Here is a 26,022-nt window from a genome sequence, read left to right as displayed (position 1 = left end):
CCGAATCTCGTCCGCCCTCCCGGACGCTAGGTCCGCTTAACGGCGGAGTCAAGGGAAGGTGTCGGGAAAGTTGCCACTGCTTGCTGCTTGCCGTTCCTGATATCGGCGCCTACGATCCGAAATCAGGGAACAACTCATCACGGATGTCCGATAATCGGCGGAAGGAGGTAAGCTCACATCATGTTGGACAACATCGACCGTGAGATCGTGCGCCTCCTCGAGCAGGACGCTCGGATGAGCAACGTAGCTCTCGCACGCGAGCTCGGCGTTTCGGAAAAGACCGTTCGCACAAGAATCGCCCGGCTGCTCAACAGTAAGGCAGTGCGGCTCAAAGTGGTGGTCGCGGAGAACGACCGCCCCAGCCGCATGCTCTACCTCGTGCATGCCGAACCAGGACACCGATTCGACGTGGCCCGGACGCTTGCCCGCAAGAGCGACGTCGACAGCGTGCACCTGTCCACCGGCGCCTACGACCTAACGGTTCTGGCCTCGTTCCCCGACGATGCGACTGCGCTGGAATTCTTCGTGCGGGAGGTAGAAGGAAACCCCGACGTTCGGACCGCCCAGTCGTGCCACCTCATCTCCGAGGTCCCGGCCCAAGGGCATGACACAGCCGCAGCAGAGACTCCTGCCATCGCCACGGAGGAGATCACCTCCTTCCTCTTGCGGCGCCCCGCCTTTGCCAGTGCCGAGGAGCTCCTCGACGAAGCCTGCCGTCTGGCAACCGAGGGCCTGGCTGCCGACCGCGCGCTCGCTTCCATCCTCGACCCGTCCGGCAAGGAACTACAGTGCACCCGCGCTCGCGGCTTGTCCCAGGCCTACGTGCAGTCCACGATCAGCCGTGCCCGGGAACACCGTGGTCTGCCCGTCGTCCAGAAGGTCATCGAGACTCGCCAGCACGTGCTCGTAGCCGACGCCCGCACCGGCCGTCTCATGTCCTGGGCCCATGACCTGGTGCGCGCCGAAGGGTATGTCACCTTCCTGACCCTGCCGATGCTGTCGGGCGAGCGAGTGGTGGGTGTTCTGTCGCTCTACCTGGACCAGCCCACGGCTATCAGCGACGAGTACGTAGCCACCGCTCAAGCGCTGGCTGATCACCTGGGCATGGCGTGGAGTCGCCTGGCCCCGGCCCCACTCCAGGCCCCGGACGCCTGAGCTCTCCACCTACCGAAAGGCCGTATACATGCGCACAGTCATCCATGGGGGTACCGTCTTCGACGGCTCCGGGTCACCGCCGTCCCCCGCCGACATCGTCATCGATGACGGGCTGATCATCGACGTTACGCCGGTCGGCGAAGGCGACGGTGACACCGGTTTCGACGCCACCGGCCTGACTGTGCTGCCCGGACTCATCGACGCTCATGTCCATGTCATGCTCTCCGGCACCGATGTACTGGAGCGGCTGGAGGAGCCTTTCTCCTACCAGTTCTACACGGCGCAGCGGAACCTGGAACGGACGCTGGACTGCGGCATCACCACGGTGCGGGATGCGGGAGGCGCCGACCTAGGGGTCAAGCGCGCCGCCGCCGAAGGCCTGATATCCGGTCCCGACCTGCACATCGCCGTGAGCATGCTGGGGCAGACCGGCGGCCACACCGACGGCTGGCTTGTCGGCGGTCACTGCCTTCCCCTGTTCGCGGCGCACCCCGGCCGTCCGGAGATGATCGTCGACGGCCCGGAGGAGATGCGCCGCCGCGTGCGCGAACTGGTGCGCGCCGGCGCAGACGTGATCAAGGTATGTGCCACAGGCGGTGTTCTCTCCCCTCGCGACGACCCCCGGCATCCGCAGTTCAGCGCCGAGGAACTGTCCATGTGCGTGACCGAGGCGGCTGCAGCCGGCCTGTCGGTCATGGCACATGCGCAGGGGGCGGCGGGGATCAAAAACGCGTTGCGGGCCGGCGTGCGATCCATCGAGCACGGTGTGTTCCTCGACGACGAATGCATCGAACTGCTGCTTGACAAACGGGCCTGGCTGGTCCCCACGCTTCTGGTGGCCACTTCTCTCGTCGAGGCGATCGACGCGGGCGCGCGGATGCCGGCCGCGGTGGAAGACAAGGCCAGAACGCTCCAAGAGGTGCACCGGCAGTCCGTCCGGCGTGCCATCGCTGCGGGCGTGCGTATTGCCATGGGCACCGACAGCGGTGTGGTGGCGCACGGAGACAACGTGCGCGAACTGGCGTTGCTGCAGCAAGCAGGGCTTGCGCCCCACCGAGTCCTTCACGCGGCAACCGCATCCGCCGCCCAGCTGCTCGGCCTGGACGGTGAGCGGGGATCCATCACTGAGCGCAGGCGGGCAGACCTGACCCTGATAACGGGCGACCCTTACGACTTCAACGAGTACAAAGAGCGCATCGCAGCCACCTTCAAAGCCGGTGTTCCGGTGCGCACCCCCGCTTTGGAAGAGAGCGCACGATGACCAACGCAATCCCGGTCCCCAGACTCCGCACCGCCTTGCGCACCGTGCCCGCCTACCGGGCCGGTAAGCCCGCCGCCAGCAGTGATGCACCCACGTACAAGCTGTCCTCCAACGAAAATCCCTACCCGCCCCTGCCCGGCGTGCTCGAGGCCGCGACGGCCGCAGCTGCGTCGCTCAACCGCTATCCCGACGTGGCCTGCGCCGGACTCGTCGCCGAACTCGCCAAGCAGCTCGCCGTTCCGGAAGCGCACATCGCCACCGGAACGGGATCGGTCGGCGTGGCCCAGCAGCTCATCCAGGCGGTCGCGGATCCCGGCGACGAAGTCATCTACGCCTGGCGCTCCTTCGAGGCATACCCGATCATCACCCGGATCAACGGAGCGGTGCCTGTCGAGATCCCCCTCACCCACGGCGAAACCCACGACCTGGACGCCATGGCCGGAGCAGTCACCGACCGCACTCGCGCCATCATCATCTGCAATCCCAACAATCCGACCGGGACCATTGTGCGCCAAGAAGGACTGGAGCGGCTCCTCGACCGCGTCCCCGATGACATACTCGTCGTCCTGGACGAGGCCTACCGCGAATTCGTGCGCGACACCGATGCACCCGACGGCATCCGAATGTATCGGGACAGGCCCAATGTCGCCGTGCTGCGGACCTTCTCGAAGGCCTATGGACTGGCCGGAATGAGAGTCGGCTTCGCAGTGGCTCACACACCCGTCGCAGCAGCTCTGAGGCAGACCGCCGTTCCTTTCGGAGTCAGCCAGGTCGCACAGCAGGCCGCCATCGCATCGCTACAGGCCTCCCAGGAGCTTCTGGCACGAGTAGACGCGCTCGTCAGCGAACGCGCCCGAGTACGGACCGCGCTCATCGCCCAAGGCTGGCCAGTGCCCGAAACGCAGGGCAACTTTGTCTGGCTCCGCCTTGGCCACCACGCCGCGGCCTTCGCCCACGCATGCGAACGCTCCGGGGTCGTGGTGCGATCATTCGCTGACGAAGGCGTACGGGCAACCATCGGCGAACCTCCCGCCAACGACATCCTGCTGGAAGTGGCAGCACGGTTCAGCACATCACTTGGTCCGGGCCCATCCCCCGATGGTGCACCTGCCGGTCTTGCGTGAGCCTGGGTCAACGCTTCCCCTCGACACTTGCTGCGACGGCACCCGGGCCTTCTGCAGGAGACCGTTGTGGGCGAGCTACGGGACGGCGTGAGCAGGCCAACGACACCCTGCTGGAAGTGGCGCCAACGTTTTGCCAGTCACTTGGTCCGGCCTCAGCGCTCGATGGTGCGCCTACCGGGCTTGCGTGAGCGGACTGATCGGCAGTCGTCTACGTGCCGATGCATAGGCCGGCCCAAGCATTGAGCGACCTCCGGTGGCCGGCTCGGCGTGCAGCGGGTCCCAAACCACCTGCCCCCTGGCCATGATCGACCAGACTTTCACCAAAACCCGGCAGGACAGAGGCATGGAACCGTCCCAAGGGGTTCTGGGGCGGCGGCTCCAGGCGCCCCCCGGCGGCGTCTCTCCCGGCAACCTTCCGTGTCAGGACCGTGGTCCGGCCCGACCGCGCACCGGTGGCAACACACTCTGTCGCAGTGTCGCCACCGGCGCCGATTCCGCCCGACTACTTGCCGTTCAGCGTCAGGTGGTCGTTCTGCTTCCACTTCGTGAGGATCTTCTTAGTGGTTCCGCCCGCCCGCAATGCCGCGATGTCGGCGTTCAACGCGCTGCCAAGGGCGGTGTTCGACTTCTTGTAGGGCATGTTGACGCCGTAGATCGGCTGTAGGTTCTTGGTGGCGGAGCTGGGTGCCAACCGGGTCGCCCTGAGCCCGGTGTACTCGGCCTTGGCCAGTTGGTACTTCGCCTCGCCGGACGCCGTCACTGCGACGTCGAGCCGCTTGTTCTGCACGTCGGCGAGGAGATCCGCGGTCGACGGGTACTCATGGACTTTGCTCGACCCGAGCCAGGTGCGCAGTGGTTGGACGTACGCCGATCCCGACAGCGCGCCGATCTGGTGGCCGCGCAGCTGGTCGACGGTGCCGAGGGAGTTGCGGGATACGACCACGGTGTACTGGTAGTAAAGAGGCTTTGTCTGCCCGACGACCCTGCCGCGCTCGGGCGTGATGTAGGCCCCCGCCGACAGCAGGTCGACCTTGCCCGAGTCCAGGCTCTGGATCGCGTCGGCGCCGCTGACGGCGACCGTGGTCACGGTCAGGCATTCCTTCGCCGCTATCGCGGCGCCGAATTCGGCATCGATTCCCTCCCACTTCCCGGAGACTGGATTGACCGAGGAGTACGGCAGCGAGGAGATCACTCCAACCGTGAGCGTCTTCGGCTTCACGGTGCCGAAGGTGTGCGCGGGCTTGCAGTCAGCGGCCACCTTGCCTGAGGAGTTCTTCGCCGAGCCGCCACATCCGGTGAGGAGCAGTGTCGAAACGGTCACGGCGACACAGGCCGCCGTGGCGGAAACGCGTGTGAGCATGGTGTATCTGCCTTTGCGTGAAGAGGGGAGCAACTGTCAGGCGGATGCTGCTTTCGAGGGCCGGACTCGCGATCGCATCGCGTCGCGAAGGCCCCGGCCACCGCGGCGTCGCTGCACGTGTGCGGCGAGGGCCAGGAACGGGATGCTGAGCGCGGCGTAGAACACTGCGGCCAGGACGATGTAGTAGGTGTAGGCGAACTGCTGGGCGCCGAGGCTCGTGGCCCGGGCGAACAGGTCGGAGGCACCGACTACGCTCGCCAGCGAGGTTCCCTGGAAAAGGATCACCGTCCAGGAGATCAACGGGGGGAGTGAGGCACGGACGGCCTGGGGCAGGACGATTCTTGTGGTCACGGTCCAGCGCGAGAGCCCCAGCGCGTCCCCTGCCTCGATGTGCTGGCGAGGCACGGTCGCGATCGCTGCGGACAGGATGGGGGCGGTGTAGGCGACGAAGGTCAGCCCGAACGCGACACAGATGCTCAAGGTGTCGTTGAGCACGATCTCGACCGCGGGAAGGCCGTAGTAGACGAAGTACAGGGTCACCAGGGCGGGCATGCCCCGGAGCACCTCGATCACGACGATCAGCGGGATGGTCAGGCACCGGCTCCGGCTGCGCAGGCCGACCGCGATCACGACGGCGAGCGGCAGTGCCATCGCGAGGGTCAGAGCGGTGAGCCAGACGGTCGTCATGAACCCCGGGAGCAGCAGGGTGACGTCGTGGAGCAACTTGTCCATCAGTGCCTCTCCAGGATCCGCTGCTCGACGTGGCGGGCAGGCACGGCCACGAGCACGCTGAGAATGACGTAGAAGGCCGACGCGATGGCGAAGACCTGGATCGGCTGGCCGAGTGCTTGGCGGTACTGGTTTGCCCGGAAGGTCAGCTCGGCAACGGAGAGCAGCGAGGCCAGCGCGCTGTCCTTGAGCAGGGAGATGGCGTACGAGGCGGTGGACGCCGCCAGCAGCGCCGCCGTGTTCGGCAGCAGCACCAGCCGGTACTTGTCCCAGCGGCTGAGGGCCAGCGCGTCGGCCGCGTCGACCTGCCCCTGGGGCACGGCCTCCAGCGCCGCCCGGTAGATCTCGGCCATGTAGGCGGCTCCGACCAGCCCCAGCGCGACCACCGCGGCCCCGAGCGGAGGCAGGGAGACCACCCCGCCGAATCCGTAGTACGCCACCAGCAGCCAGGCGACCGGCGGTACACCGCGGAGTACGGCCACGTAGACGCCGCCGATGATCCGCACCGCCTTCGCGGGGCTGCGCCGGGCGACCGTGACCAGGGCTCCGAGCACCACGGCGACGGCGAAGGCGCCCAGCGTGACCTGCACGGTCGTGACGATGCCCTGGGCCAGAAACTCAAGCATTTTCAGTACCCTCCTCCAGCGCACCGCTGACCGCGGTCAGGAAACCGCGTACGCGTTCATGCCGCGGCCGGTCCAGAACCTGCTCGGGAGGGCCGCACTCAAGAATCCTGCCGGCGTCGAAGAAGACGATCCGGTCGGCGACCTGTCGCGCGAACTGAAGTTCATGCGTGACGACGATCATCGTCATGCCCGCCGCAGCGAGTCCGCGCATCACCCGGAGAACCTCGATCCGCAGCTCGGGGTCGATGGCCGAGGTGGGTTCGTCGAACAGCATGATCTCCGGATCGAGCGCCAGTGCCCGGGCAATGGCGACCCGCTGCTGCTGTCCGCCGGAGAGGGTCTGGGGCCGGGCGTGTGCCTTGTCGGCGAGCCCCACCTTTTCCAGCAGTTCCAGGGACCGGCGCTCGGCGTCGGGACCGGTCCGGCCGAGGCTGCGGACCTGGGGCATGGTCACGTTGGCCAGCACCGACATGGTGGGGAACAGGTGGAAGCCCTGGAACACCATCCCGACCCTGCGTCGCAGATCGCGCAGCTGGCGCACGGACGGGCTGACTGCTGGGCCGGTGTCGCGGGCCTCGAAGACGGGCTTTCCGTCCAGCCTGATCGAGCCGCCGTCCGGCCGTTCCAGCAGGTTGATACATCGCAGGGCGGTGCTCTTGCCCGACCCGCTGGGGCCGATCACGGCGATCGCCTCTCCGCGGCGCACTTCGAGATCCACTCCACGCAGCACCGGCACCGCGGCGTGCCGGTGTGGGCGGAACGTCTTGGACAGCCGCGACAGGCTGAGGAGTACATCGGGCGCTGTCGTGGGCACGACAGCGCCTAGGGTTGTCGTGGCTTCCGTGCTGTCCTGCATCATGTCTCCACTCGCCCCGCCTGTGCGGGGTTGTCTGGCGCTGCCGCTGTGGTGGTGTCGCAGAATGGTCCCAACCGGGCACCGCGACGACGTCGTGCCGGTGTCGAAAGATGGCGCCCCGGGTTTCGACAGATGTCGGAGCCGGTCGCCGTGGTTGTCGTGGAGTGTCTTCTCAGCTCGCGCGCCTTCCCGCGGAGCGTGAAACGAGGCCGCGGCGGAGGTGGGCGAACGGGCGCGGGCGGTCGAGCGCCACCACCGCGGTCGTGACGACCCCTGCCGCCGTGGTGCGTTCGTACCTGCCCGCGAAGCCCACACCGGTCAGTTCGCCGTCGACGAGCGTCAGTGTGTCTCCCGGGGAAGGGCGCCCCGCAAGCTGCAAGCGGTGATTATACTGATCGGACCAGAAATACGGAGGATTGTCTCCCACCATGCCGCCCGGCAGCCCGAGCAGGGCCGCGGCTGCCACGTCCGCGTTCTCCACGGCGTTGGACCAGTGCTCGACCCGCGCGGGGCCGCCCAGGAACCGGTGCTCGGCGGACGCGACGTCGCCCACCGCGAACACCGACGGCACCGTGGTCCTGCACTGCGCGTCGCAGGCCACCGAGCCGTCCGGGGCCAGCGCCACGCCGGACCCGCGCAGCCAGCCGGTTTCCGGGACCGCGCCCACTGCCAGTAGCACCACATCGGCTGCCAACTCACGCCCGTCCCCAAGAACCACGCCGGTCGGTCGGTCCGATCCCCGGATCGCCGTGACGCCGACGCCACACTCCACGCGGATCCCCTGCTCGCGGTGCAGCCGCATGAGGCCGTCGGCCACCTCGGGCCCGAGGGCCCCGGCCAGGGGCTTCAGCGCCGCCTCCACGATCGTCACGTCGAGCCCCAGCCCGCGACTGGTCGCGGCGACCTCGCAGCCGATGAACCCGCCGCCGATCACGACCAGTCGGGCGCCGGGCCGGAGGTCCGCCGCGAGACGGCGCGCGTCGTCCAGGGACCGCAGGACATGCACACCCCGGCCGGGTGACGGCAGCGGGATGGTCCGTGGCCGCGCACCAGTCGCGACGACCACCGCGTCCGCGGTGACGGATGACTCGTCGTCCAGCAGCACGGTCCGGTCGCCGGGCCGCAGCCCGGTCGCGCGGCGGCCAAGGATCATCCGCACGCGGAGGTCCTCGTCAGCACTGACCAGTGCGAGGTCGGCAGCCTCTGCCCGCCCGGCGAGCAGTGCCTTGGACAGTGGTGGCCGGTCGTAGGGCTCGTGCTCCTCCGCGCCGATCACTGTGATCTCACCGTCGAACCCGTGGCCGCGCAGCGCCCGGGCGGTGCTGACACCGGCCAGGGAGGCGCCGATGACGACGACCGAACCGGTCATGGCGCCGCCCCCGTCGCCGAGACGAACACCGAACCATTGCGTACGATCACCGGGTGGGTCCGGACGGGGCGCACCGCCGGGGGACCCGACGGGCGGCCTGTCCGCAGGTCGAAGCACGAGGCGTGCAGCGGGCACTCGACCATGCAGCTGTCCTCGACGAAGCCGTCCGAGAGGTGAGCCTCCTGGTGGGTGCAGCGGTCGTCGATCGCGAAGAACTCGCCGTTCACCCGGAACACCGCGACGCGGACATCCAGCTCGACGACGGTCACGTCCCCATCGGCCATGTCGTCGACGCATGCGACGAACACCTCGGTGTGCCGCCTGTCCGTCGTCCCGCTCACGCCGCGTCTCCGAGCGAGGACAGGTACCACTGGTAGAAGACGCCGATCTGGGTCTGCTCACTGGGCACGAGCACCCCGCCCTCCCGGTACGCCCGGGAGGACATGTTCGGCTGGCACCACTCGGCCGCGGCGAAGTCCTGCTCGTTGACCTTGCTGAACAGCGCGACCGCGTCGTCCACCTGGTAGTCACCGGAGTCGACCACATCCGCCGGGAAGAGCCACTCGCAGACCGCCCTGGTCCGGTCAGGCGCGACCGGCTCGAAGCGGTGGACGATCACATGGTCCGACACCAGGGAGATGAAGCAGTTGGGTCGGACGACCATGCCGTAGTAGAGCCGGTCGTCCTCGGGCAGCAGGTGGGGCAGCCGGGGCAGCACCGTGCGGCCGGTCAGCGAGAAGGACTCCAGGTCGCCGGCGATGGCGTAACCGGTGGGGTCGTAGCCTCCGGTGCCCATCGCCGGGGACTGGAACTCGGGAATGGTCCGCACCAGCTCGGGGTGGATCGTGCCGCAGTGGTAGCACTCCTGGAAGTTTTCGTAGATCAGCTTCCAGTTCGCCACCACCTCGTACTCCACGCGGCCGCCGACCTTCAGGTCGCCGAGGCGGTACCGCTCGAACTTGGAGTAGTCGGCGAGCCGGGCCTCGATCTGGGGACGGAGCTGGTCGATGAGCGGGGTGGGGCTTGGGGCCAGGTTCACCCACAGCAGGCCCTCCCACTGCTCCACATGCACGGTGTGCAGTCCGTACTCCTCGCGATCCATGCTCTCCATCGCTTCCCAGTTCGGCGCGGCGAGCAGCTTGCCGTCCAGGCCGTAGGTCCAGGCGTGGTACGGGCACCGGATCGCCTTGCCCACGTCACCGGTGTCGGTGAGGCAGAGCTGGGCGCCGCGGTGCCGGCAGACGTTGAGGAAGCCGCGGACGACCTGGTCGCGTCCGCGCACCAGGATCACTGACTCGCGGCCGACCTGCCGGCGCAAGATACGGCCAGGGGCCGGGATGTCGTCGGCGCGGCCGACGTAGTACCACTGGCGCTCAAAGATGTGTTGGTTCTCTGCCTCGAAGACAGCACTGTCGGTGTAATAGCGGCTGCTCAACGTGGGGGCAAGGACGGAATCCTGGGTGGCGGTCACTGAGACTCCCGCATCTCCGAGTGGGCTGGTGACAACCCGAGACGCTAGTCAGAGGGGAATATCACCGGCGTCCAGCAGAAGTCGGGAGTTGTCCGGCGCCCGTATCGACAGATGTAGGAGCGGCACGAGTCACACGCTTCTCGGCGCCCCAGGTTCTCGCAGGAAAATGATCAGGTAGGGAAACCCTCACCAAGTTGGCGAGCGAGTTACGCGATGGTTATCTCCCGCGTCTCGGCGTGCCACACGACGACACCTATCGTGGCCTCAACGGACGTAGGAGTGGTGGTTGAGGAGCGTTCGATGGTGGAAGATCGCCTGCAGTTCATCGTCGAGCAACTCGCCGAGCGCCTGGAACGGTCGGTCGTCATCGACGATTCGGCACTGCGCCTCCTGGCTGTCAGCGCCCAGCTGGGACGGGTCGACCAGTCGCGGATCGACGCGGTGCTCCAGCGGCGCACGAGCCACAGGATCCGCGCGTTCATCACCGCGCAGGGGGTCCAGCGCGCGCGTGGACCGGTCCGTATCCCGCGCAACGACGAGCTGGGCACGCTGCCCCGGCTGGTGATCCCGCTGCTGGACCAGGGGCTGCACCTCGGCTCCCTGTGGCTCATCGACGATCCCGTCCTCACCCCGGACCAGGTCGGCGTAGCACTGGCACACGCGGAAGAGGCGAGCCGCCTGCTGAGCGACCGTGTCGCGCAGGACTCCCAGGAGATGGAAGGGGTGCGACGGCTGGTCGACAACCTGCTGCGGCCGGACCCCCGGGTGCACGAGCGCGCCGCGGAGAGCATCCGCGAGCTGGACGTGATCGAGGACGCCCCGTCGTATGTGGTCGCCGTGGTCCGCGCCCGCCGGACGCACCCGGTCAGGGCGGGGGGCCCCAGTGCTCTGACCGACCTGCGCCGGCTTGCGGGCGAGGTGCGCCGCCGCGCCCCGCGCCGAGCCGTCCTGTGTGGCACCCCACGTGACGTGGAACTCGTGCTGATCGCCTCCGGGACACAGCGCGAGTCCGTCCTCGGCGCTCTGCGGCGGAGCGCCCGCGAGCACATCGTCGGCACGCGCAGTGGCGTCGACTGCCTCGAACGGGTGCGGGAGGCCCGCGAGGACGCGCGGTACGCCGCGGATGTCTGCGGTGTCGCGGCCGGTTCCGCCGGGATGTCCGACTGGTGCGAACTCGGCGCCTACTCGGCGTTCCAGCACCTCGATCGAAGCCTGAGCGGGCTGGAACGGCTGTGTCCGGGCATCTCGGCGCTCTGGGACTCCGGCAACGAGATGTACGAATGCACGGTCCGCTCCTACCTCGGCCACGGAGGCAACGTTCAGAAGACAGCGGCCGACCTGCACATCCACCGCACGACGCTCTACTGGCGGCTGACGAACGTCGAACGGGCGCTGGGCGTCGACCTGTCCAGCGGCGACGACCGCCTCCGCCTGCACATGGCTCTGCTCTTCGCCGAACTCGTCCCGCAGGTGGCCCGCATCAAGCCGGCCACTCCCCACCCCGTGGCCGCCGCGAGCACGACCGTGTGAACCCCGGACTACGACAGCTGTAGGAAGCCCTCCCCCGCAGGTCTCGACGGTCGCCCGAGTCGGCGCCGTCGTCATGAGCCATACCGTCGACGCACCGTGCGGGCCCCGCGCCCGTCGGCTCGCGAGGAGATATGGAGTGCTCATGACGACAGTGGACGCACAGACCGTCGTTGTCGGTGCGGGAGCGATCGGCAGCGCGACCGCCTACTGGCTCGCAGAACGGGGACAAACGGACGTGGTCGTCCTGGAGCAGTACGACCTCGGTCATGGAAACGGCGCCTCGCAGGACCATTCACGGGCGATCCGGCACAGCTACCACGACAACGCCTACGGACGGCTCACCCAGGCCGCCTTCGACAACTGGGACCGGCTCGCCAAGGAGAGCGGCCAGCAGGTGCTCCTGCGTACCGGCGGCGTCGAGATCGGTCTGAAGGGAACTCCCGGCGAGGAGATGATCGCCCGGTACCGCAAGGTTCTCGACGATCAGGGGCACGCCTACGAGCGCTGGGACAACGCCCGGCTCGCCGAGCACTATCCGCAGTGGCGCGTCGAGGAGCCCGCCGAGGTGACCTTCACACGCGACATGGGTCTGGTCGATATCGGCAAGGCCGGGCAGACTCACCGTGCGCTCGCCGCGGCTCTGGGCGTGACGTTCCGGCCCCGCACACGGGCGGTCCGCATCGAGACGCTCACGGACGCGGTGCGCGTACACACCGACGACGGCGGGTCCGTGGTCGCCCGTGATGTGGTGGTCGCCGCCGGCGCGTGGTCCGACGACATCCTGGCCGAGGTGGGCCAGACCTGGCGCACCACGATCAGCCAGGAACAGGTCGCCTACTTCGTCCCCAAGGTCCTGCGGGACTTCACTCCCGAGGCCTTCCCGGTGTGGGGCTGGTACGGCCCGACGCTCTTCTACGGCTTCCCGGTGTACGGCGAAGTCGCGGTCAAGATCGCCCGGGACATGTCCGGCCGGTTCGTCACCCACCAGACCCGCTCGCTGGAGCCGGTCGCCGAGGAGACGGAGTTGCTGGAAACGTTCCTGCGCGAACGCCTTCCGGAGGCCGCGGGATTCGAGCTGTACAGCAAGACGTGCATCTACGACATGCCGCCGGACCGCAACTTCGTCATCGACGCGATGCCCGGGAATCCCAGGGTCGTCGTCGGTATCGGTGCCGGCCACGCGGCCAAGTTCGCCGGGCTGTTCGGTGAGATCCTGTCCCAACTGGTCGTCGAGGGCAGGTCCCGGTACCCGATCGAGCCGTTCAGGGCCGACCGGCCGGCCCTCAAAGACCCGTCCTTCAGGTCGGTCTTCGGCTTGTGAGTCCCACCTCAGCGCTGTGCGCGGACCACCCCTGCGGCGTGCGCTGCCGCGGGGGTGCTCAACAGGGTGTTGAGCCGGTCGAACAGTTCGCCTGCGGCCACACCGTTCCACTGCGACGGAAGCAGTTCCAGGGGGAGTCCCGGGTCGCGGTAGGGCATGCGCCGCCACTGGGTCAGTATCGGCACGTAGGTCCGGAACGCCTCCAGCGGCTGTGGCTCGCGCCGTGTCACCGCGTCCAGGACGGGGCGGAACTGGCGCAGGAAGTCCGCGTACATGGCGGTGAGTTCATCAAGGTCCCACCAGGAGCGGGCCTTCTCCCGCAGGTCCCCGAAGGCGAAGTGGTCGCCGGTGAAGATGTCGACGTACTCGGACAGTTCCCGGCGTTCCAGGGTTCGCCGCGTCTCGGCCGCCACGTGTGCGGGAGCGACCCAGACACCCGGCGCGGCGGTGCCGAAGCCCAGCTGGGTCAGGGCCGTGCGCAGTGCGTGCCGCTTGTCGCGCTCGGCCTCGGGCACGGAGAACACGACGAGGACCCAGCCGTCCTCGCGGGACGCCCTGGTCCGCTGGAAGATGCGGACGTCCCCTTCGGCGAGTGTCTGCAGGGTCGAGTCGTCGAGTGAGTACCCGGCGACACCCTCGTGGCGCTCGCCGCGCAGCACGCCACGGCGTTTCATGCGGGAGATCGAGGACCGCACGGCCCGGCTCTCCACGCCGAGGTCCGCCATGAGGCTGATCACCGAGGCGACCGAGAGCCAGTTGTGCTCGCCCCGGGCGTAGAGGCCGAAGATCGTGAGGATGAGCGGGGCATGGCGGGTTTCACGTTCGGCTGCCGCGCCGGTGGCCGCTGTCGTCTGTGCAGTCATTCCCGGCACCTTAACGCCTGTTGGTGCCGGGAAGATCCCCTTCTCGGTCAGGACCTAGGTGAGCCGGGTCCGGCGCACCCTGTTGCGCAGTTCGCCGAGTCCGCTGACCCGGGTGACGACGACATCGCCGTCGCCCAGGAAGATCTGCGGCTCCCGGGCGTTGCCGATGCCGCTGGGGGTGCCGGTGAGGACAACGTCCCCCGCGCGCAGGGTCATGCCGTGGCTGAGTTCGGCGATGATCCGGGCGAAGGAGAATGCCATCCGGCCGCTGGAGGCGTTCTGCAGCAGGTGGCCGTTGACCTCGCACCGCACTTGCAGGGCCGCCAGGTCGTCTATCTCGTCGGCGGTGGTCAGCCAGGGCCCCAACGGCATCGTGGCGTCGACGCTCTTGCCCTTGAGCCACTGGCCACCGTGGGCACGTTGCAGGTCGCGCTGGGAGACGTCATTGGCCACGAGGTAGCCGAAGACGTGGTCCAGCGCCTTCTCCTCAGGGATCGACCGTCCGTCGCGGCCGATGACGAGGGCGATCTCGGCCTCGTAGTCCCACTGCGCGGATATCTCGGGGTCGTAGGCGATGTCATCGGTCGGACCGATGACGGTGTCCGGGCCCTTGGTGAAGAAGGTGGGATGTTCGGGCCGGCTTGCGGGGTCCTGGCCCTCGCGCCTTCCCTTCGACTCCTCGAAGTGATCCCAGTAGTTCCATCCGGTGCACAGGATGTCGCGGTTGAAGCGGTGCAGCGGGGATTCCAGGCGGACTTGGGAGAGGGAGCGCACGTCGCCGGCCTGGGCGGCCGCCGTGCGCGCCGCGGCGAGGGCCGCTCCGCCACCGCGGACGATATCGTCCACCGGGCCCAGCTCGGCGGGCAGCACCGTGACCGTCCGCTCGGTCTCGTTAACGGCGCCCGCCCGGCGCCCGCCGTCCACGGTGAGGGATGCGAGTTTCACGTCGACCGTCCTGCCTTTCCTACGGGCGAGGCGCCGCGAGTCGTTCGTTCGGTATCACGGCCACACCGAGGATCTCGATCATGGCCTCGGGCTGCCACAGCGCCGTGCAGCCGATGCCCGCCATGGCCGGGTAGACGGACCCGGCGAGCTCGCGCCAGATCTTGCCGATCTCCTTGCCGTGCGCCTGGTAGTCGGGGATGTCGGTGAGGTAGAGGGTCACGCTCACCAGGTCTTCGGGCCGACCGCCGGCCTCGCGCAGGGTGGTGAGGAGGTTGGTGAACGCCTGTCGGAACTGTTCGATGATGCCGCCCGGAACGATCTTCATGTCGGCATCGAGGGCGGTCTGTCCCCCGAGGTGGAGCGTGTTTCCGACGAGTGTTGCGTGCGAGTAGCCGCTGGGTGCCGGCAGGGCGGGCGGATTCACGGGGACGGGGGACATGTGGCCTCCGGCTCGGTTGGGTTCCATCCTGCCCCACGGCCGGGGCAGGTGTATTGACTTTAAATGACGACCGTGAAAAATACGAGACATCGGATCCTTGTCCCGACCGAACGGAGCCGAACCCATGGAGCCCGACCTCAGCAAGTACCGCCTGGACGGCGACAACTCGATGTACCGGCTGCCCAGTGGCATCGTCGCCCCCGTGGTGACGCGCGGCGGGCTGGAGGACGCGAATACCGCCGACTCGGGTGGTGCCGTTCGCGCCTCGGGCGTGAGCATCCAGCACACTCCGGCCACGCGCCTGTGGTACGGCAAGGTCCGCAACGAGCCCGGCTACCGCTCGGTCTCCCACCACCACGGGGAGGCTGAGACCGGCGGGTACGTCCTGTCAGGCCGGGCGCGCATCTACTTCGGCGAGAAGTTCGAGGACTACGTCGACATGGAGGAGGGCGACTGGGTGTTCGTGCCGCCTTTCATGCCGCACATCGAGTGCAACCTCTCCCGCACCAAGCCGCTGACGTGGTTGACGACCCGGACGCCGGAAAACATCGTCGTCAACCTTCCCGACGTGGCCGACGCCGACCTGTGCGACTGGCTGGACCGCCGATGACCGGAACGCCCCCCACCTCCGCCGTCTTCACCGCCGCCGTCACCCTGAAGCCCGCTCAGCCCGAGCACTTCGACCTCGCCTTCACCGCCACGACCCAGCCCTGCCCCTGGCCCAAGGCCTATGGAGGCGACCTGGTCGCCCAGGCCGCGGCGGCGGCCATGCGGTCGGTGACCGACGGCAAGTCGCTCCATTCGATGCACAGCTACTTCCTGCGCCCCGCCGACATCGGGACAGAGGTCCGCTACGAGGTGGAGGTGGTACGCGACGGCCGCGGCTACAGCACCCGGCAGGTGCGCGGCTACCAGAACGGCAAGCCGCTGTACGTCTGTCTGGCCGGCTTCGCGGCGGGCGAAGCCGGCCCGGCCTTCCACGCCACGTTCACCGAGGACGTTCCCGACCCGGAGAGCCTGCCCGGCTCGGCGGAGTACCTCGCGGAGCGCAGCGGCGGCTCGATGACCGAGGAGACCAGGGCCTACTGGTCCGGTGGCCGCAGCTTCGACATGCGGCACGTCCCGGGCCCGGTCTACCTCACCGTCGACGGGGAACGCCTTGCGCACCAGGCGGTCTGGCTCAAGCCCTTCGACCCGCTCCGCCCGGTCGACGGGCTGACCGACGCCCAACGGGACCTGGCCGCCCTCGCGTACGTCTGCGACTACACGATCCTCGAACCCGTCCTGCGGGTGCTCGACCTGCCCTGGGCCAGGCCCGGGCTGGTCACCGCGAGCCTCGACCACGCCATGTGGTTCCACCGGCCGGGGCCGGTGGGCGACTGGCTCCTCTACGTCCAGGAAGCCGTAGCCGCCGACGCGGGCCGCGGTCTGGGCACGGGCCGCTTCTTCACGCGCGATCACCGTCACCTGGCCACCGTCGTCCAGGAGGGCCTGATCCGCCCCACCTGACCGCCGCTCTCTTCTCGGCGGGTTCCGGAAGGACACTTCCGTTGACTCTTCCCCTCTCCCTCTCACCCTCGGCGCACGTCGACACCTTCACCCGCGATCACCTTCCCCCCGCGCACCTGTGGCCGACGATCGAGTTCACGACGCCTGAACTGCGCTACCCGGACCGGCTCAACGCGGCGACCGAACTCATCGACATACCCGCCTCGCTGTACGGCCTCGACCGCCCCGCCCTGCGCACCCCGGCCGGCGAGCTGTGGACGTACGGTGAACTGCGCACCCGCGCCAACCAGATCGCCCAGGTGCTCACCGAGGACCTGGGCCTGGTGCCGGGGCATCGCGTCCTGCTGCGTTCGCCCAACAATCCCTGGACCGTCGCGGCCTGGCTCGGCGTCCTGAAGGCCGGCGGCGTCCTGGTGACCACGATGGCCGCCCTGCGCGCCCGGGAAATCACCCCGATCGCCGAACGCACCCAGCCGTCCATCGCCCTCGTCGACCACCGGTTCGCCGACGAGGTCCGCACGATCCGGGACGCCGTGCTGCCCGGTCTGACGGTGGTCGAATACGGCGGCACCGGCCCGGAGGATCTCGTGGCCAGGGCCGCCGCCAAGTCCGGGGTGTTCACCGACGTGGCCACCGCCGCCGACGACGTGGCGCTCCTCGGCCCCACCTCCGGAAGCACCGGCATCCCCAAGATCACCATGCACTTCCACCGGGACATCCTGTCCATCGACAACACCTTCGGCCGCCACACCCTGGGTCTGGGCACGGACGATCTGGTCGCCTGCACCGCGCCCCTGGCCTTCACCTTCGGACTCGGCATGCTGGTCGTCTTCCCCCTGCGGGCCGGCGCCTGCGCCCTGCTCACGGAGTCCGCCACCCCCCTGCAACTCGCGGAGATCGTGCGGCGGCACGGCGTCACCGTCCTGGCGACCGCGCCCACCGCCTACCGGGCGATCGTGCGCGAGGGGAAGGAACAGCGGCTGGCCGGGGTGCGGATCGCCGTTTCGGCGGGCGAACACATACCCCGCACCACCTGGGAGCAGCTGTACGAAAATATCGGTCTGAAGGTCGTCGACGGCATCGGTGCCACCGAACTGCTGCACATCTTCCTCTCCGCCACCGGTGACGACATCCGGCCCGGCGCCACGGGGAAGGCGGTCCCCGGTTACCGCGCCACCATCCTCGGCCCCGACGGCTCGGAACTCGGCCCGGGTGAGCCGGGCAGACTCGGCGTCATCGGCCCGGTCGGCTGCCGTTACCTCGACGACGAACGGCAGCAGGATTACGTCCTGGAGGGCTGGAACGTCACCGGTGACATCTTCCACCGGGACGAGGACGGCTACTTCCATTACCACGCCCGCAGCGACGGCATGATCGTCTCCTCCGGGTACAACATCGGCGGACCCGAGGTCGAGGCCGCCATCGACACCCACCCGGACGTCGTCGAATCCGCCGTCGTCGCCCGCCCCGACCCTGAGCGCGGCTCGATCGTGTGCGCCTTCGTGGTGCTGCGCGACGGCGTGCCGGGGGACGCGGCCAAGGCGAAGGAGATCCAGGACCACGTCAAGCAGGTCCTGGCTCCTTACAAGTACCCGCGGGAGGTGCGCTTCCACGACGCACTGCCACGCAACACCAGTGGCAAACTGCAGCGCTTCGCGCTCCGCAAGATCATCGAAGATGAGCAGGCCACCGAGCCCGTCGCCAAGAAGTGAGAGGATTCCCCGTGAAAATCGCCATCATCGGCGGTGGTCCCGGCGGGCTGTACTTCGCAGCCCTGATGAAGCAGCTCGACCCCGCCCACCAGATCACCGTCTGGGAACGCAACGCCCCCGACGACACCTTCGGTTTCGGCGTCGTCTTCTCCGACGAGACGCTCGGCGGCGTCCAGAACGCCGACACCGTCATCGCCGAGGCCATGGCCCGGCGCTTTGCCCGCTGGACCGACATCGACATCCACTACCGGGGCGAGAGCCACACCGTCGGCGGCCAGGGCTTCGCCGCCATGAGCCGCAAGGAACTGCTCCGCCTGCTCCAGGAGCGCTGCCGCGACCTCGGCGTCACCCTTCACTTCTCGACCCTCGCCCCGGACACCGGACGACTGCGCGCGTCGTACGACCTCGTGGTCGGCGCCGACGGCGCCAACTCCCTCCTACGGGCGGCCCACGCGGACGTCTTCCGCCCGTCCCTGGACCGTCGGCACAACAAGTACATGTGGCTCGGTACGGACCTGGTCTTCGAGGCCTTCCAGTTCTTCGTCAAGCAGACGAAATGGGGGGTCATGCAGGTGCACGGCTACCCCTACTCCGACACCGGCTCCACCTTCATCGTCGAGATGCACGAGGACGTCTGGCGGCGGGCCGGCTTCGACGCCACCGAGGGGACCGACTTCCCGCCGGGCGTCTCCGACGATCAGGCCGTCGCCCGTGTCCGCGAGCTCTTCGCCGACGAACTCGACGGCCATCAGGTGTTCGCCAACAACTCCAAGTGGCTGAACTTCACGACCGTACGCAACGAACGCTGGCACCACGGAAACCTTGTCCTCATCGGAGACGCCGCCCACACCGCCCACTTCTCCATCGGCTCGGGCACCAAGCTGGCGATGGAGGACGCGCTCGCCCTCGCGGCCTGTCTGCACGAACACCCGGACACTGAGGCGGCGTTGACCGCTTACGAAACCGAGCGGCGCCCGGTCGTGGAGTCCACCCAGCGGGCGGCGCAGGCCTCGCTGGAGTGGTTCGAGAACATCGGCATGTACGTCCACCAGGAGCCGACCCAGTTCTGCTTCAACCTGCTGACCCGCTCGCGCCGCATCACGTACGACAACCTGCGCACCCGCGACCCGGAGTTCGCCGACCAAGTCGACGTCTCCTTCGCAGCCGCGCAGGGCCTCGACGGCGTGGCACCGGCGATGTTCCAGCCCTACCGACTGGGACGTCTGGAGCTCAAGAACAGGGTGATCGTCTCGCCGATGGACATGTACTCCGCGGTCGACGGCGTTCCCGGCGACTTCCACCTGGTCCACCTCGGCTCCAAGGCCATGGGCGGCGCCGGCCTGGTGATGACCGAGATGGTCTGCGTCTCGCCCCAGGGTCGCATCACACCCGGCTGCACCGGCCTATGGAACGACGAGCAGCGCGACTCCTGGCAGCGGATCATCTCCTACGTCCATGAGCAAAGCACCGCCCGCATCGGTCTCCAGCTCGGCCACTCGGGCCGCAAGGGCTCGACCCGGCTGATGTGGGAGGGTATGGACGACCCGTTGCCGGAGGGTGACTGGGAGATCGTCGGCCCGTCCCCGCTGCCGTACGGCCCCGGCTCCACGGTTCCGCGCGAGGTCACCCGCGCCGACATGGACCGGATCACCGCGGACTTTGTCGCCGCCGCCCGCCGGGGGGCCGAGGCCGGCTTCGACCTGCTCGAACTCCACTGCGCCCACGGCTACCTGTTGTCCTCCTTCCTCTCGCCGGTCGCCAACCACCGCACCGACGCGTACGGCGGCCCGCTGGAGAACCGGCTGCGTTTCCCGCTGGAGGTCTTCGACGCCGTGCGGGAGGCATGGCCTGCGGAGAGGCCGATGATCGTGCGCATCTCCGCGACCGACTGGGTGCCGGAAGGCAACACCGAACACGACGCCGTCGAGGTCGCCCGCGCGTTCATCGCACATGGGGCGGACGCCATCGACGTCTCCTCCGGCCAGGTCACCAAGGACGAGCGGCCCGCCTTCGGCCGCTCCTACCAGACCCCGTTCGCCGACCGCATCCGCCACGAGGTCGCCGCCGCCACGGGTACCGCGGTCATCGCGGTGGGCGCGATCGCCTCGTACGACGACGTCAACTCCCTACTTCTGGCAGGCCGCGCCGACCTGTGCGCCGTAGGACGCACCCACCTGTACGACCCGCACTGGACTCTGCACGCGGCCGCCGAGCAGGAGTACCGGGGCCCGGGCGCCGAATGGCCGGTACAGTTCCGCGCGGGCCGCCGCAAGCCCCCGACCTCGCGCACCGACGCCATACGCCCTCGTCTGTCACTGCTCCGGTCCGAACTCGCCGACCAGACCGTCCACCTCCGCTGGATCCCGACCCGTGAACCGGCCCCCGTCTCCTGACGCGGTGGACGACACCGGCGGCTTCGCCCGTGTCGTCCACCGGTCCCGCGTGCAGTGGTCGGACACCGACGCCGGCGGTCATCACCACAACACGGCGATCGTGCGGTTCGTGGAGGCGGCCGAGGCGGCGTTGATGCGCGAGCGTGGCGTCGCCGGCTATTTCGGTGCCGCACCGCGGGTGCGCCATGAGGTCAACTTCGTGTCCCCGCTCTGGTTCGGGCAGGAGGTGACGACGGACCTCAGCGTGGAGCACATCGGCACGTCGTCGATGACCTTCCGGTTCGCGGTCTGGGGCGAGGAGACCGACCGCCAACCGCGCCGGCTCGCAGCGTCGGGCCGGTACATCGTGGTGCACGTCCTACCTGGCGGTGAGCCCACCAGTGCTCCCTGGCCCAAGGAGTGGATGACCGCACTCAGAAATCACACCCAGTCCGAGTCCACTTGCCGATGCCACTCAACTCAACAGGAGAGAACTTGAGGATCGTTGTCACTGTGAAGTACGTGCCCGACGCCACTGGCGACCGGCACTTCGCCGATGACCTGACCATCGACCGGGACGACGTGGACGGCCTGCTCTCCGAGCTGGACGAGTACGCGGTCGAGCAGGCACTACAGATTGCAGAGGACGCGGATGACGCCGAAGTCACCGCGTTGACGGTGGGTCCTGAGGACGCGAAGGAGGCGCTGCGCAAGGCGCTGTCGATGGGTGCCGACAAGGCGATCCACGTCGAGGATGCCGATCTGCACGGCACGGACGCGATCGGCACCTCGTTGGTACTCGCCAGGGCGATCACCAAGGCCGGCTACGACCTGGTGATCTGCGGCATGGCGTCGACGGACGGCAGCATGGGCGTCGTTCCGGCGCTGCTGGCGGAGCGCCTGGGCGTCCCGCAGGTGACCCTCCTGTCGGAGGTGTCCGTCGAGGCAGGCAAGGTCAGGGGCCGCCGCGACGGGGACGTGGCCTCCGAGCAACTCCAGGCGTCCCTGCCGGCCGTGGTGTCGGTGACTGACCAGTCGGGTGAGGCGCGTTATCCGTCGTTCAAGGGCATCACCGCGGCCAAGAAGAAGCCGGTGGAGTCCTGGGACCTGTCCGACCTGGACATCGAGGCGGAGGAAGTCGGTCTCGAGGGTGCCTACACCACGATGGACTCCGCCACGGATTCTCCGGCTCGCGCCGTGGGCACCATCGTCAAGGACGAGGGCGAGGGCGGAAGGGAACTCGCTTCCTTCCTCGCGGAGCGCAGGTTCATATAGCCGTCTCGCGAGCCGGAAGTCCATCTGAGGGATGGGCGGCCTATTCGAAGGCTCCTTTTCTTTTCCGTCTCCTTTCGAAACTTCTTTTACCCTATCCGTTCCTTAAGGATTCGCAATTCCGCTGGGAGAACCATTCCTATGGCTGAAGTTCTCGTCCATGTCGACCACGTGGACGGCTCCGTCCGCAAACCCACCCTGGAGCTTCTCACACTGGCCCGCCGCCTCGGCGAACCTGTCGCCGTCGCCCTGGGCGCCGGTGCGGCCGACACCGCCGCCGTCCTCATCGAGCACGGCGCGGCCAAGGTGCTGACCCACGACGCTCCCGAGTACGCCGAGTATCTGGTCGTGCCGAAGGTTGACGCGTTGCAGGCCGCCTACGAGGCCGTCTGCCCGGCTGCCGTCCTCGTCCCGTCCTGCGCGGAGGGCAAGGAGATCGCCGCCCGTCTGGCCCTGCGCATCGGCGCGGGCATCATCACCGACGCCATCGATGTGGAAATCGGCGAGGAGGGCCCGGTGGCGTCCCAGTCGGTGTTCGCTGCCTCCTTCACCACGAAGACCCGGGTGTCCAAGGGTACGCCGGTCATCACCGTCAAGCCGAACTCGGCCGCGATAGAGGCCGCTCCGGCTGCGGGCGTGGTCGAGGCACTGTCCGTGTCCTTCTCCGAGAAGGCGACCGGCACGAAGATCACCGGCCGGACGGCGCGTGAGTCCACGGGCCGTCCAGAGCTGGCCGAGGCCGCGATCGTCGTCTCCGGTGGCCGTGGCGTGGGCAGCGCGGAGAACTTCGCGATCATCGAGGCGCTCGCCGACTCCCTCGGCGCGGCCGTGGGTGCCTCGCGTGCCGCGGTCGACGTGGGGTGGTATCCGCACACCAACCAGGTCGGCCAGACCGGCAAGTCCGTCTCGCCGCAGCTCTACATCGCCAACGGCATCTCCGGGGCGATCCAGCACCGCGCCGGCATGCAGACCTCCAGGACGATCGTGGCGGTCAACAAGGACCCGGAGGCCCCGATCTTCGATCTGGTCGACTACGGCGTCGTCGGCGACCTGTTCGACGTCGTCCCCCAGCTGACCGAGGAGATCAACGCCCGCAAGGATTGACCGCGGCGGAGGCGGTGGGACCCCTCACTGATGCGCCGGGTCCGTGCCCACCGATGGCTTCACCAAGACGACCGAAGCCGCGCGTGCAGGCGTTTCCCCCGTCGGGGGACACCCGAACGTGTTTCCGGCGGTGCGGCGTGGGCAGCTGTCGATTGAACCATCCCCGGCGTATCGAGGATCGGGCCCTGCGTTCAGACGCGCCCTTCGAGCTCACTGTCCCAGAGCGGTTGTTCGGTCCAGATGACCTTGCCGCGCGCCGTGTAGCGGGTGCCCCAGCGTTCGGCCAGCTGGGCGACGAGGAACAGGCCGCGGCCACCCTCGTCGGTAGTGGCCGCACGCCGTAGATGCGGCGAGGTACTGCTGCCGTCGGAGACCTCGCAGATGAGCTTGCGGTCGTAGATCAGGCGGACCCTGATGGGTTGGGTGCCGTAGCGGATGGCGTTGGTGATCAGTTCACTGACAATGAGCTCCGTGACATACCCGATCTCCTCCAGCCCCCAACCGTCCAGTGCGCGAGCGCACGCGGATCGGACGGGAGACACGGCCGCCGGCTCGGGGGAGACGTCCCACTCGGCGACCCGGTCCGGATCCAGTACCCGGGTACGGGCCACCAGCAGCGCGATGTCGTCGCTGGGACGAGCAGGCAGCGCGGCGTCCAACACGGCAGCGCAGGTCTCCTGCGGGTCGCGGTCCGCACCGGTGCCCAGAGCGGAACGCAGCAGCTCCAGGCCCGTGTCGATGTCGCGGTCGCGGTCCTCGATAAGCCCGTCGGTGAACAGCACCAGCTTCGACCCCTCCGGCAGATGGAGCTCGGCCGCTTCCACCGGCAGGCTGCCGCCCAGGCCCAACGGCGGGGAGACGGGCACGTCCGGGAAGGAGACGGTGCCGTCCGGGAGCACAAGGGCCGGTCCGAAGTGGCCCGCCGTTGCCACCGTAGCCTGCCTCGCGACCGGGTCGTAGACGGCGTACAGGCAGGTGGCCCCTGTGACGTTGTCGCCCTGCCCATCGCCGTCGCCACCGCTACCGGCGGCCGCGTCACTGTCGCTCCGGGCGGCCAGTTCGTCAAGGTGGGCCAGGAGCTCGTCGGGGGACAGGTCGAGGGCCGAGAAATTGTGAATCGCGGTGCGCAGACGGCCCATCGTTGCGGCCGCGTGCAGCCCGTGGCCGACCACATCGCCTACGGTCAACGCCACCCGCGCACCAGGCAGCGGGATCACATCGAACCAGTCACCACCCACCCCGGCCTGCGCGGGCAGATAGCAGTGAGCCACGTCGAGGGCGGACTGCTCGGGCAGCTCGCGGGGCAGCAGGCTGCGCTGCAAGGTGACGGCCATCGTGTGCTCGCGGGTGTAACGGCGGGCGTTGTCGACAGCCACCGCGGTCCGGCCCACCAGCTCCTCGGCGATCGAAACATCCTGCTGCTCGAACGGCGGGGCCTGCCCTGACCGAAAGAAGCTGGCCACGCCCATCAGCACACCGCGCGCACGCAGCGGCACGACGATCATCGAGTGGATGCCGAAGCCGACGAGCCGCCGGGCTCTGTCGGGATCATGCTTCTGCCATCCAGTGAAAGAGGGCATGTCGGCCTCGAGTACCGGCTCCCCGGTGCCGAAGCCGACCGCCTGAGGAGTTCCTGGACCGAACTCGATCACCTTGCCCACCGGGAAAAGAGGATGCTCCTCCTGGATGCCGCTGACAGCCGCTCGACGCATTGCCGTGCCCACCGGGTCACCACCCTGGAGAACCGGTTCGACAAGATCAACGGTGGCGTAGTCGGCGAACCTGGGGACCGCGAACCGCGTCAGCTCCTCGGCGGTCCGTACCACGTCAAGGCTTGTGCCGATCTTCGTCCCGGCGTCGCACAGCAGCCCCAGGCGGCGCTGTGCCGCTGCGGCCTTGCCGGACAGGGCCTGCAGTTCCGTCGTGTCGCGGAGCGTCACCATGCTCCCGCCCGGACCGCCGTAAGGTGCGGTCCTCCGGGCGTTCACCGCCACCATGCGGTCACCCGCCGGGAAGATCTCGTCGTTGGCCACCCGACCGGACACCAGCAGTTCGGCGATGGGTGGGTCCAGACCCAGGTCGGCGACGTTGCGCATCTCAGCGTCCGTGGGCAGGGCGAGCAGGCGCCGCGCCTCGTCGTTGGCCAGCAGCAGCAGCCCGTCATCCGCGACGATCAACACACCTTCCCGCGCGGCGTGCAGCACCGCGTCGTGGTGCTCGTACATTCTCCTCAGCTCGGCGGGCTCCAGGCCGTGCGTCTGCCGCTGCAGCCGACGACCCACCAACGTCGCCCCGGCCGAGACCAGCACCAGTGCGCCAGCAGCAGAACCAAGCAGAAGCGGCAGTTGCTCACTCACCCGCGCGTTCACGTTCGTGACATTGATTCCGGCCGACACCAGCCCGACCATCCTGCCCTTGGAGTTGAAGACAGGAACGGTCGTATCCACCACTGGTCCCACCGGTGTGATGTACATGGACCTCTGCGTATGCCCGGCATACGCCTCGTCGGCGTGACCAATCACGTGCTTGCCGATCAGACTCGGGTCGGGGTGAGTCCAGCGGATACCGGCTGGATTGTACGCAACGATGTAGTCGAGTCCCGAGGCCTTCCGCGCCTGCTCGGCACGCGGTTGCAGCAAGGCACTGGGATGGGCGGACTTCATCGCGGCCAGCGTTCCCGGGGCGTGAGCGAAGGTCTCAGCGCCGACGAGTGAACGTGCCCGCGCCTCATGCATGGTTTCGTTGCGGGCCTGCAGCACGAGGGCAGCCGCCGCCGCCAGCCCCAGCAGCAATACGAGCACCAGCTGCAACATGAACACCTGACCCGCGACGCTGCGCGGACTCAGTGGGAATCGGTGCGGGGGCCCTGTCGGCGAAGCCTTGGCTCCGACGTGGTTTGCCCGGCCCCGTGAAAGGCAGAAAAGCCGCCTCATGTGACATTTCTACCATGGGTCACCCCGTGGGTGAACAGCTTTTCGGTTGCACTCCGTGTCCGGAGCGCTTC

The 26,022-nt window shown here is 68.4% G+C and carries 23 protein-coding genes; 12 read left to right on the top strand and 11 right to left on the bottom strand.

Translation table 11 applies throughout. From position 1 onward, the window contains the following. Positions 1 to 180: 180 nt before the first annotated feature. The 3 genes from HUT19_RS39820 to hisC are packed head-to-tail and all read left to right on the top strand — an operon-like array spanning position 181 to position 3,540. Complete coding sequence (locus HUT19_RS39820; protein WP_176186002.1) at positions 181 to 1,155, top strand: GAF domain-containing protein; 975 nt, start codon at positions 181 to 183, stop codon at positions 1,153 to 1,155. A 28-nt stretch (positions 1,156 to 1,183) separates the two neighbouring features. Beyond that, complete coding sequence (locus HUT19_RS39815; protein WP_176186000.1) at positions 1,184 to 2,416, top strand: amidohydrolase family protein; 1,233 nt, start codon at positions 1,184 to 1,186, stop codon at positions 2,414 to 2,416. Then, positions 2,413 to 3,540 (top strand): histidinol-phosphate transaminase, encoded by a 1,128-nt coding sequence (gene hisC / locus HUT19_RS39810; protein WP_176185998.1) that lies wholly within the window; start codon positions 2,413 to 2,415, stop codon positions 3,538 to 3,540. Before HUT19_RS39815 ends, hisC begins: the two co-directional genes overlap by 4 nt. Positions 3,541 to 4,042: 502 nt before the next feature. On the opposite strand, the gene HUT19_RS39805 is transcribed toward hisC, so the two are convergent. From HUT19_RS39805 to HUT19_RS39775, 7 genes are all read right to left on the bottom strand, one after another. Continuing rightward, complete coding sequence (locus HUT19_RS39805) at positions 4,043 to 4,900, bottom strand: ABC transporter substrate-binding protein (protein ID WP_176185996.1); 858 nt, start codon at positions 4,898 to 4,900, stop codon at positions 4,043 to 4,045. 36 nt (positions 4,901 to 4,936) lie between these two features. After that, on the bottom strand, positions 4,937 to 5,632 hold the full coding sequence (locus HUT19_RS39800) for an amino acid ABC transporter permease (RefSeq protein WP_176185994.1): 696 nt from the start codon (positions 5,630 to 5,632) through the stop codon (positions 4,937 to 4,939). Continuing rightward, positions 5,632 to 6,255 carry an amino acid ABC transporter permease gene (locus tag HUT19_RS39795; RefSeq protein ID WP_176185992.1) on the bottom strand — a complete coding sequence of 208 codons (624 nt, stop codon included), beginning with the start codon at positions 6,253 to 6,255 and terminating at the stop codon, positions 5,632 to 5,634. The genes HUT19_RS39800 and HUT19_RS39795 overlap by 1 nt, the downstream gene beginning before the upstream one ends. After that, positions 6,248 to 7,036 carry an amino acid ABC transporter ATP-binding protein gene (locus HUT19_RS39790; protein WP_254886295.1) on the bottom strand — a complete coding sequence of 263 codons (789 nt, stop codon included), beginning with the start codon at positions 7,034 to 7,036 and terminating at the stop codon, positions 6,248 to 6,250. Before HUT19_RS39790 ends, HUT19_RS39795 begins: the two co-directional genes overlap by 8 nt. A 247-nt stretch (positions 7,037 to 7,283) precedes the next feature. After that, positions 7,284 to 8,480 (bottom strand): NAD(P)/FAD-dependent oxidoreductase, encoded by a 1,197-nt coding sequence (locus tag HUT19_RS39785; protein ID WP_176185990.1) that lies wholly within the window; start codon positions 8,478 to 8,480, stop codon positions 7,284 to 7,286. Further along, positions 8,477 to 8,821: a bifunctional 3-phenylpropionate/cinnamic acid dioxygenase ferredoxin subunit gene (locus HUT19_RS39780; RefSeq protein ID WP_254886066.1), complete on the bottom strand. Its 345-nt coding sequence runs from the start codon at positions 8,819 to 8,821 to the stop codon at positions 8,477 to 8,479. Before HUT19_RS39780 ends, HUT19_RS39785 begins: the two co-directional genes overlap by 4 nt. Further along, the gene (locus tag HUT19_RS39775; protein ID WP_176185988.1) at positions 8,818 to 9,951 is read right to left on the bottom strand and encodes an aromatic ring-hydroxylating dioxygenase subunit alpha; all 1,134 of its coding nucleotides are present in this window, start codon (positions 9,949 to 9,951) and stop codon (positions 8,818 to 8,820) included. Before HUT19_RS39775 ends, HUT19_RS39780 begins: the two co-directional genes overlap by 4 nt. 300 nt (positions 9,952 to 10,251) lie before the next feature. Here HUT19_RS39775 and HUT19_RS39770 point away from each other — a divergent pair, with 300 nt between their 5' ends. Both HUT19_RS39770 and HUT19_RS39765 read left to right on the top strand, forming a co-directional pair. Continuing rightward, on the top strand, positions 10,252 to 11,481 hold the full coding sequence (locus HUT19_RS39770) for a CdaR family transcriptional regulator (protein WP_176185986.1): 1,230 nt from the start codon (positions 10,252 to 10,254) through the stop codon (positions 11,479 to 11,481). A gap of 142 nt (positions 11,482 to 11,623) precedes the next feature. Then, positions 11,624 to 12,802, top strand: a complete 1,179-nt coding sequence (locus tag HUT19_RS39765) for an FAD-dependent oxidoreductase (RefSeq protein WP_176185984.1) — start codon at positions 11,624 to 11,626, stop codon at positions 12,800 to 12,802. An 8-nt stretch (positions 12,803 to 12,810) separates the two neighbouring features. On the opposite strand, the gene HUT19_RS39760 is transcribed toward HUT19_RS39765, so the two are convergent. From HUT19_RS39760 to HUT19_RS39750, 3 genes are read right to left on the bottom strand one after another with little or no spacing between them, the layout of a single operon-like run. Next, complete coding sequence (locus tag HUT19_RS39760; RefSeq protein ID WP_176185982.1) at positions 12,811 to 13,665, bottom strand: PaaX family transcriptional regulator C-terminal domain-containing protein; 855 nt, start codon at positions 13,663 to 13,665, stop codon at positions 12,811 to 12,813. 54 nt (positions 13,666 to 13,719) lie between these two features. Then, entirely contained in the window at positions 13,720 to 14,610 is an 891-nt protein-coding gene (locus HUT19_RS39755; RefSeq protein ID WP_176185980.1) for a fumarylacetoacetate hydrolase family protein, read from the bottom strand. A 19-nt stretch (positions 14,611 to 14,629) separates the two neighbouring features. Beyond that, positions 14,630 to 15,049: a RidA family protein gene (locus HUT19_RS39750; protein ID WP_176185978.1), complete on the bottom strand. Its 420-nt coding sequence runs from the start codon at positions 15,047 to 15,049 to the stop codon at positions 14,630 to 14,632. 124 nt (positions 15,050 to 15,173) lie between these two features. Here HUT19_RS39750 and HUT19_RS39745 point away from each other — a divergent pair, with 124 nt between their 5' ends. From HUT19_RS39745 to HUT19_RS39715, 7 genes are all read left to right on the top strand, one after another. Continuing rightward, positions 15,174 to 15,659, top strand: coding sequence for a cupin domain-containing protein (locus tag HUT19_RS39745; RefSeq protein ID WP_176185976.1), 486 nt, complete (start codon positions 15,174 to 15,176; stop codon positions 15,657 to 15,659). Then, complete coding sequence (locus HUT19_RS39740) at positions 15,656 to 16,558, top strand: acyl-CoA thioesterase II (RefSeq protein WP_176185974.1); 903 nt, start codon at positions 15,656 to 15,658, stop codon at positions 16,556 to 16,558. Before HUT19_RS39745 ends, HUT19_RS39740 begins: the two co-directional genes overlap by 4 nt. 41 nt (positions 16,559 to 16,599) lie before the next feature. Further along, complete coding sequence (locus tag HUT19_RS39735; RefSeq protein WP_176185972.1) at positions 16,600 to 18,270, top strand: AMP-binding protein; 1,671 nt, start codon at positions 16,600 to 16,602, stop codon at positions 18,268 to 18,270. A gap of 11 nt (positions 18,271 to 18,281) precedes the next feature. Next, positions 18,282 to 20,663: a bifunctional salicylyl-CoA 5-hydroxylase/oxidoreductase gene (locus tag HUT19_RS39730; protein WP_176185970.1), complete on the top strand. Its 2,382-nt coding sequence runs from the start codon at positions 18,282 to 18,284 to the stop codon at positions 20,661 to 20,663. Then, entirely contained in the window at positions 20,641 to 21,141 is a 501-nt protein-coding gene (locus tag HUT19_RS39725) for a thioesterase family protein (protein ID WP_176185968.1), read from the top strand. The genes HUT19_RS39730 and HUT19_RS39725 overlap by 23 nt, the downstream gene beginning before the upstream one ends. Beyond that, entirely contained in the window at positions 21,111 to 21,917 is an 807-nt protein-coding gene (locus HUT19_RS39720; protein ID WP_176185966.1) for an electron transfer flavoprotein subunit beta/FixA family protein, read from the top strand. The genes HUT19_RS39725 and HUT19_RS39720 overlap by 31 nt, the downstream gene beginning before the upstream one ends. Before the next feature lie 138 nt (positions 21,918 to 22,055). Next, positions 22,056 to 23,018: an electron transfer flavoprotein subunit alpha/FixB family protein gene (locus HUT19_RS39715; protein ID WP_176185964.1), complete on the top strand. Its 963-nt coding sequence runs from the start codon at positions 22,056 to 22,058 to the stop codon at positions 23,016 to 23,018. A 191-nt stretch (positions 23,019 to 23,209) separates the two neighbouring features. Here the strand turns inward: HUT19_RS39715 and HUT19_RS39710 are convergent, their stop codons facing one another. Continuing rightward, positions 23,210 to 25,831, bottom strand: a complete 2,622-nt coding sequence (locus HUT19_RS39710) for a SpoIIE family protein phosphatase/ATP-binding protein (protein ID WP_254886064.1) — start codon at positions 25,829 to 25,831, stop codon at positions 23,210 to 23,212. Positions 25,832 to 26,022 lie beyond the last annotated feature (191 nt).

It is taken from the genome of Streptomyces sp. NA02950 (genome assembly GCF_013364155.1).
Taxonomy (GTDB): domain Bacteria; phylum Actinomycetota; class Actinomycetes; order Streptomycetales; family Streptomycetaceae; genus Streptomyces.
This window is presented reverse-complemented; position numbering and strand designations above follow the sequence as displayed.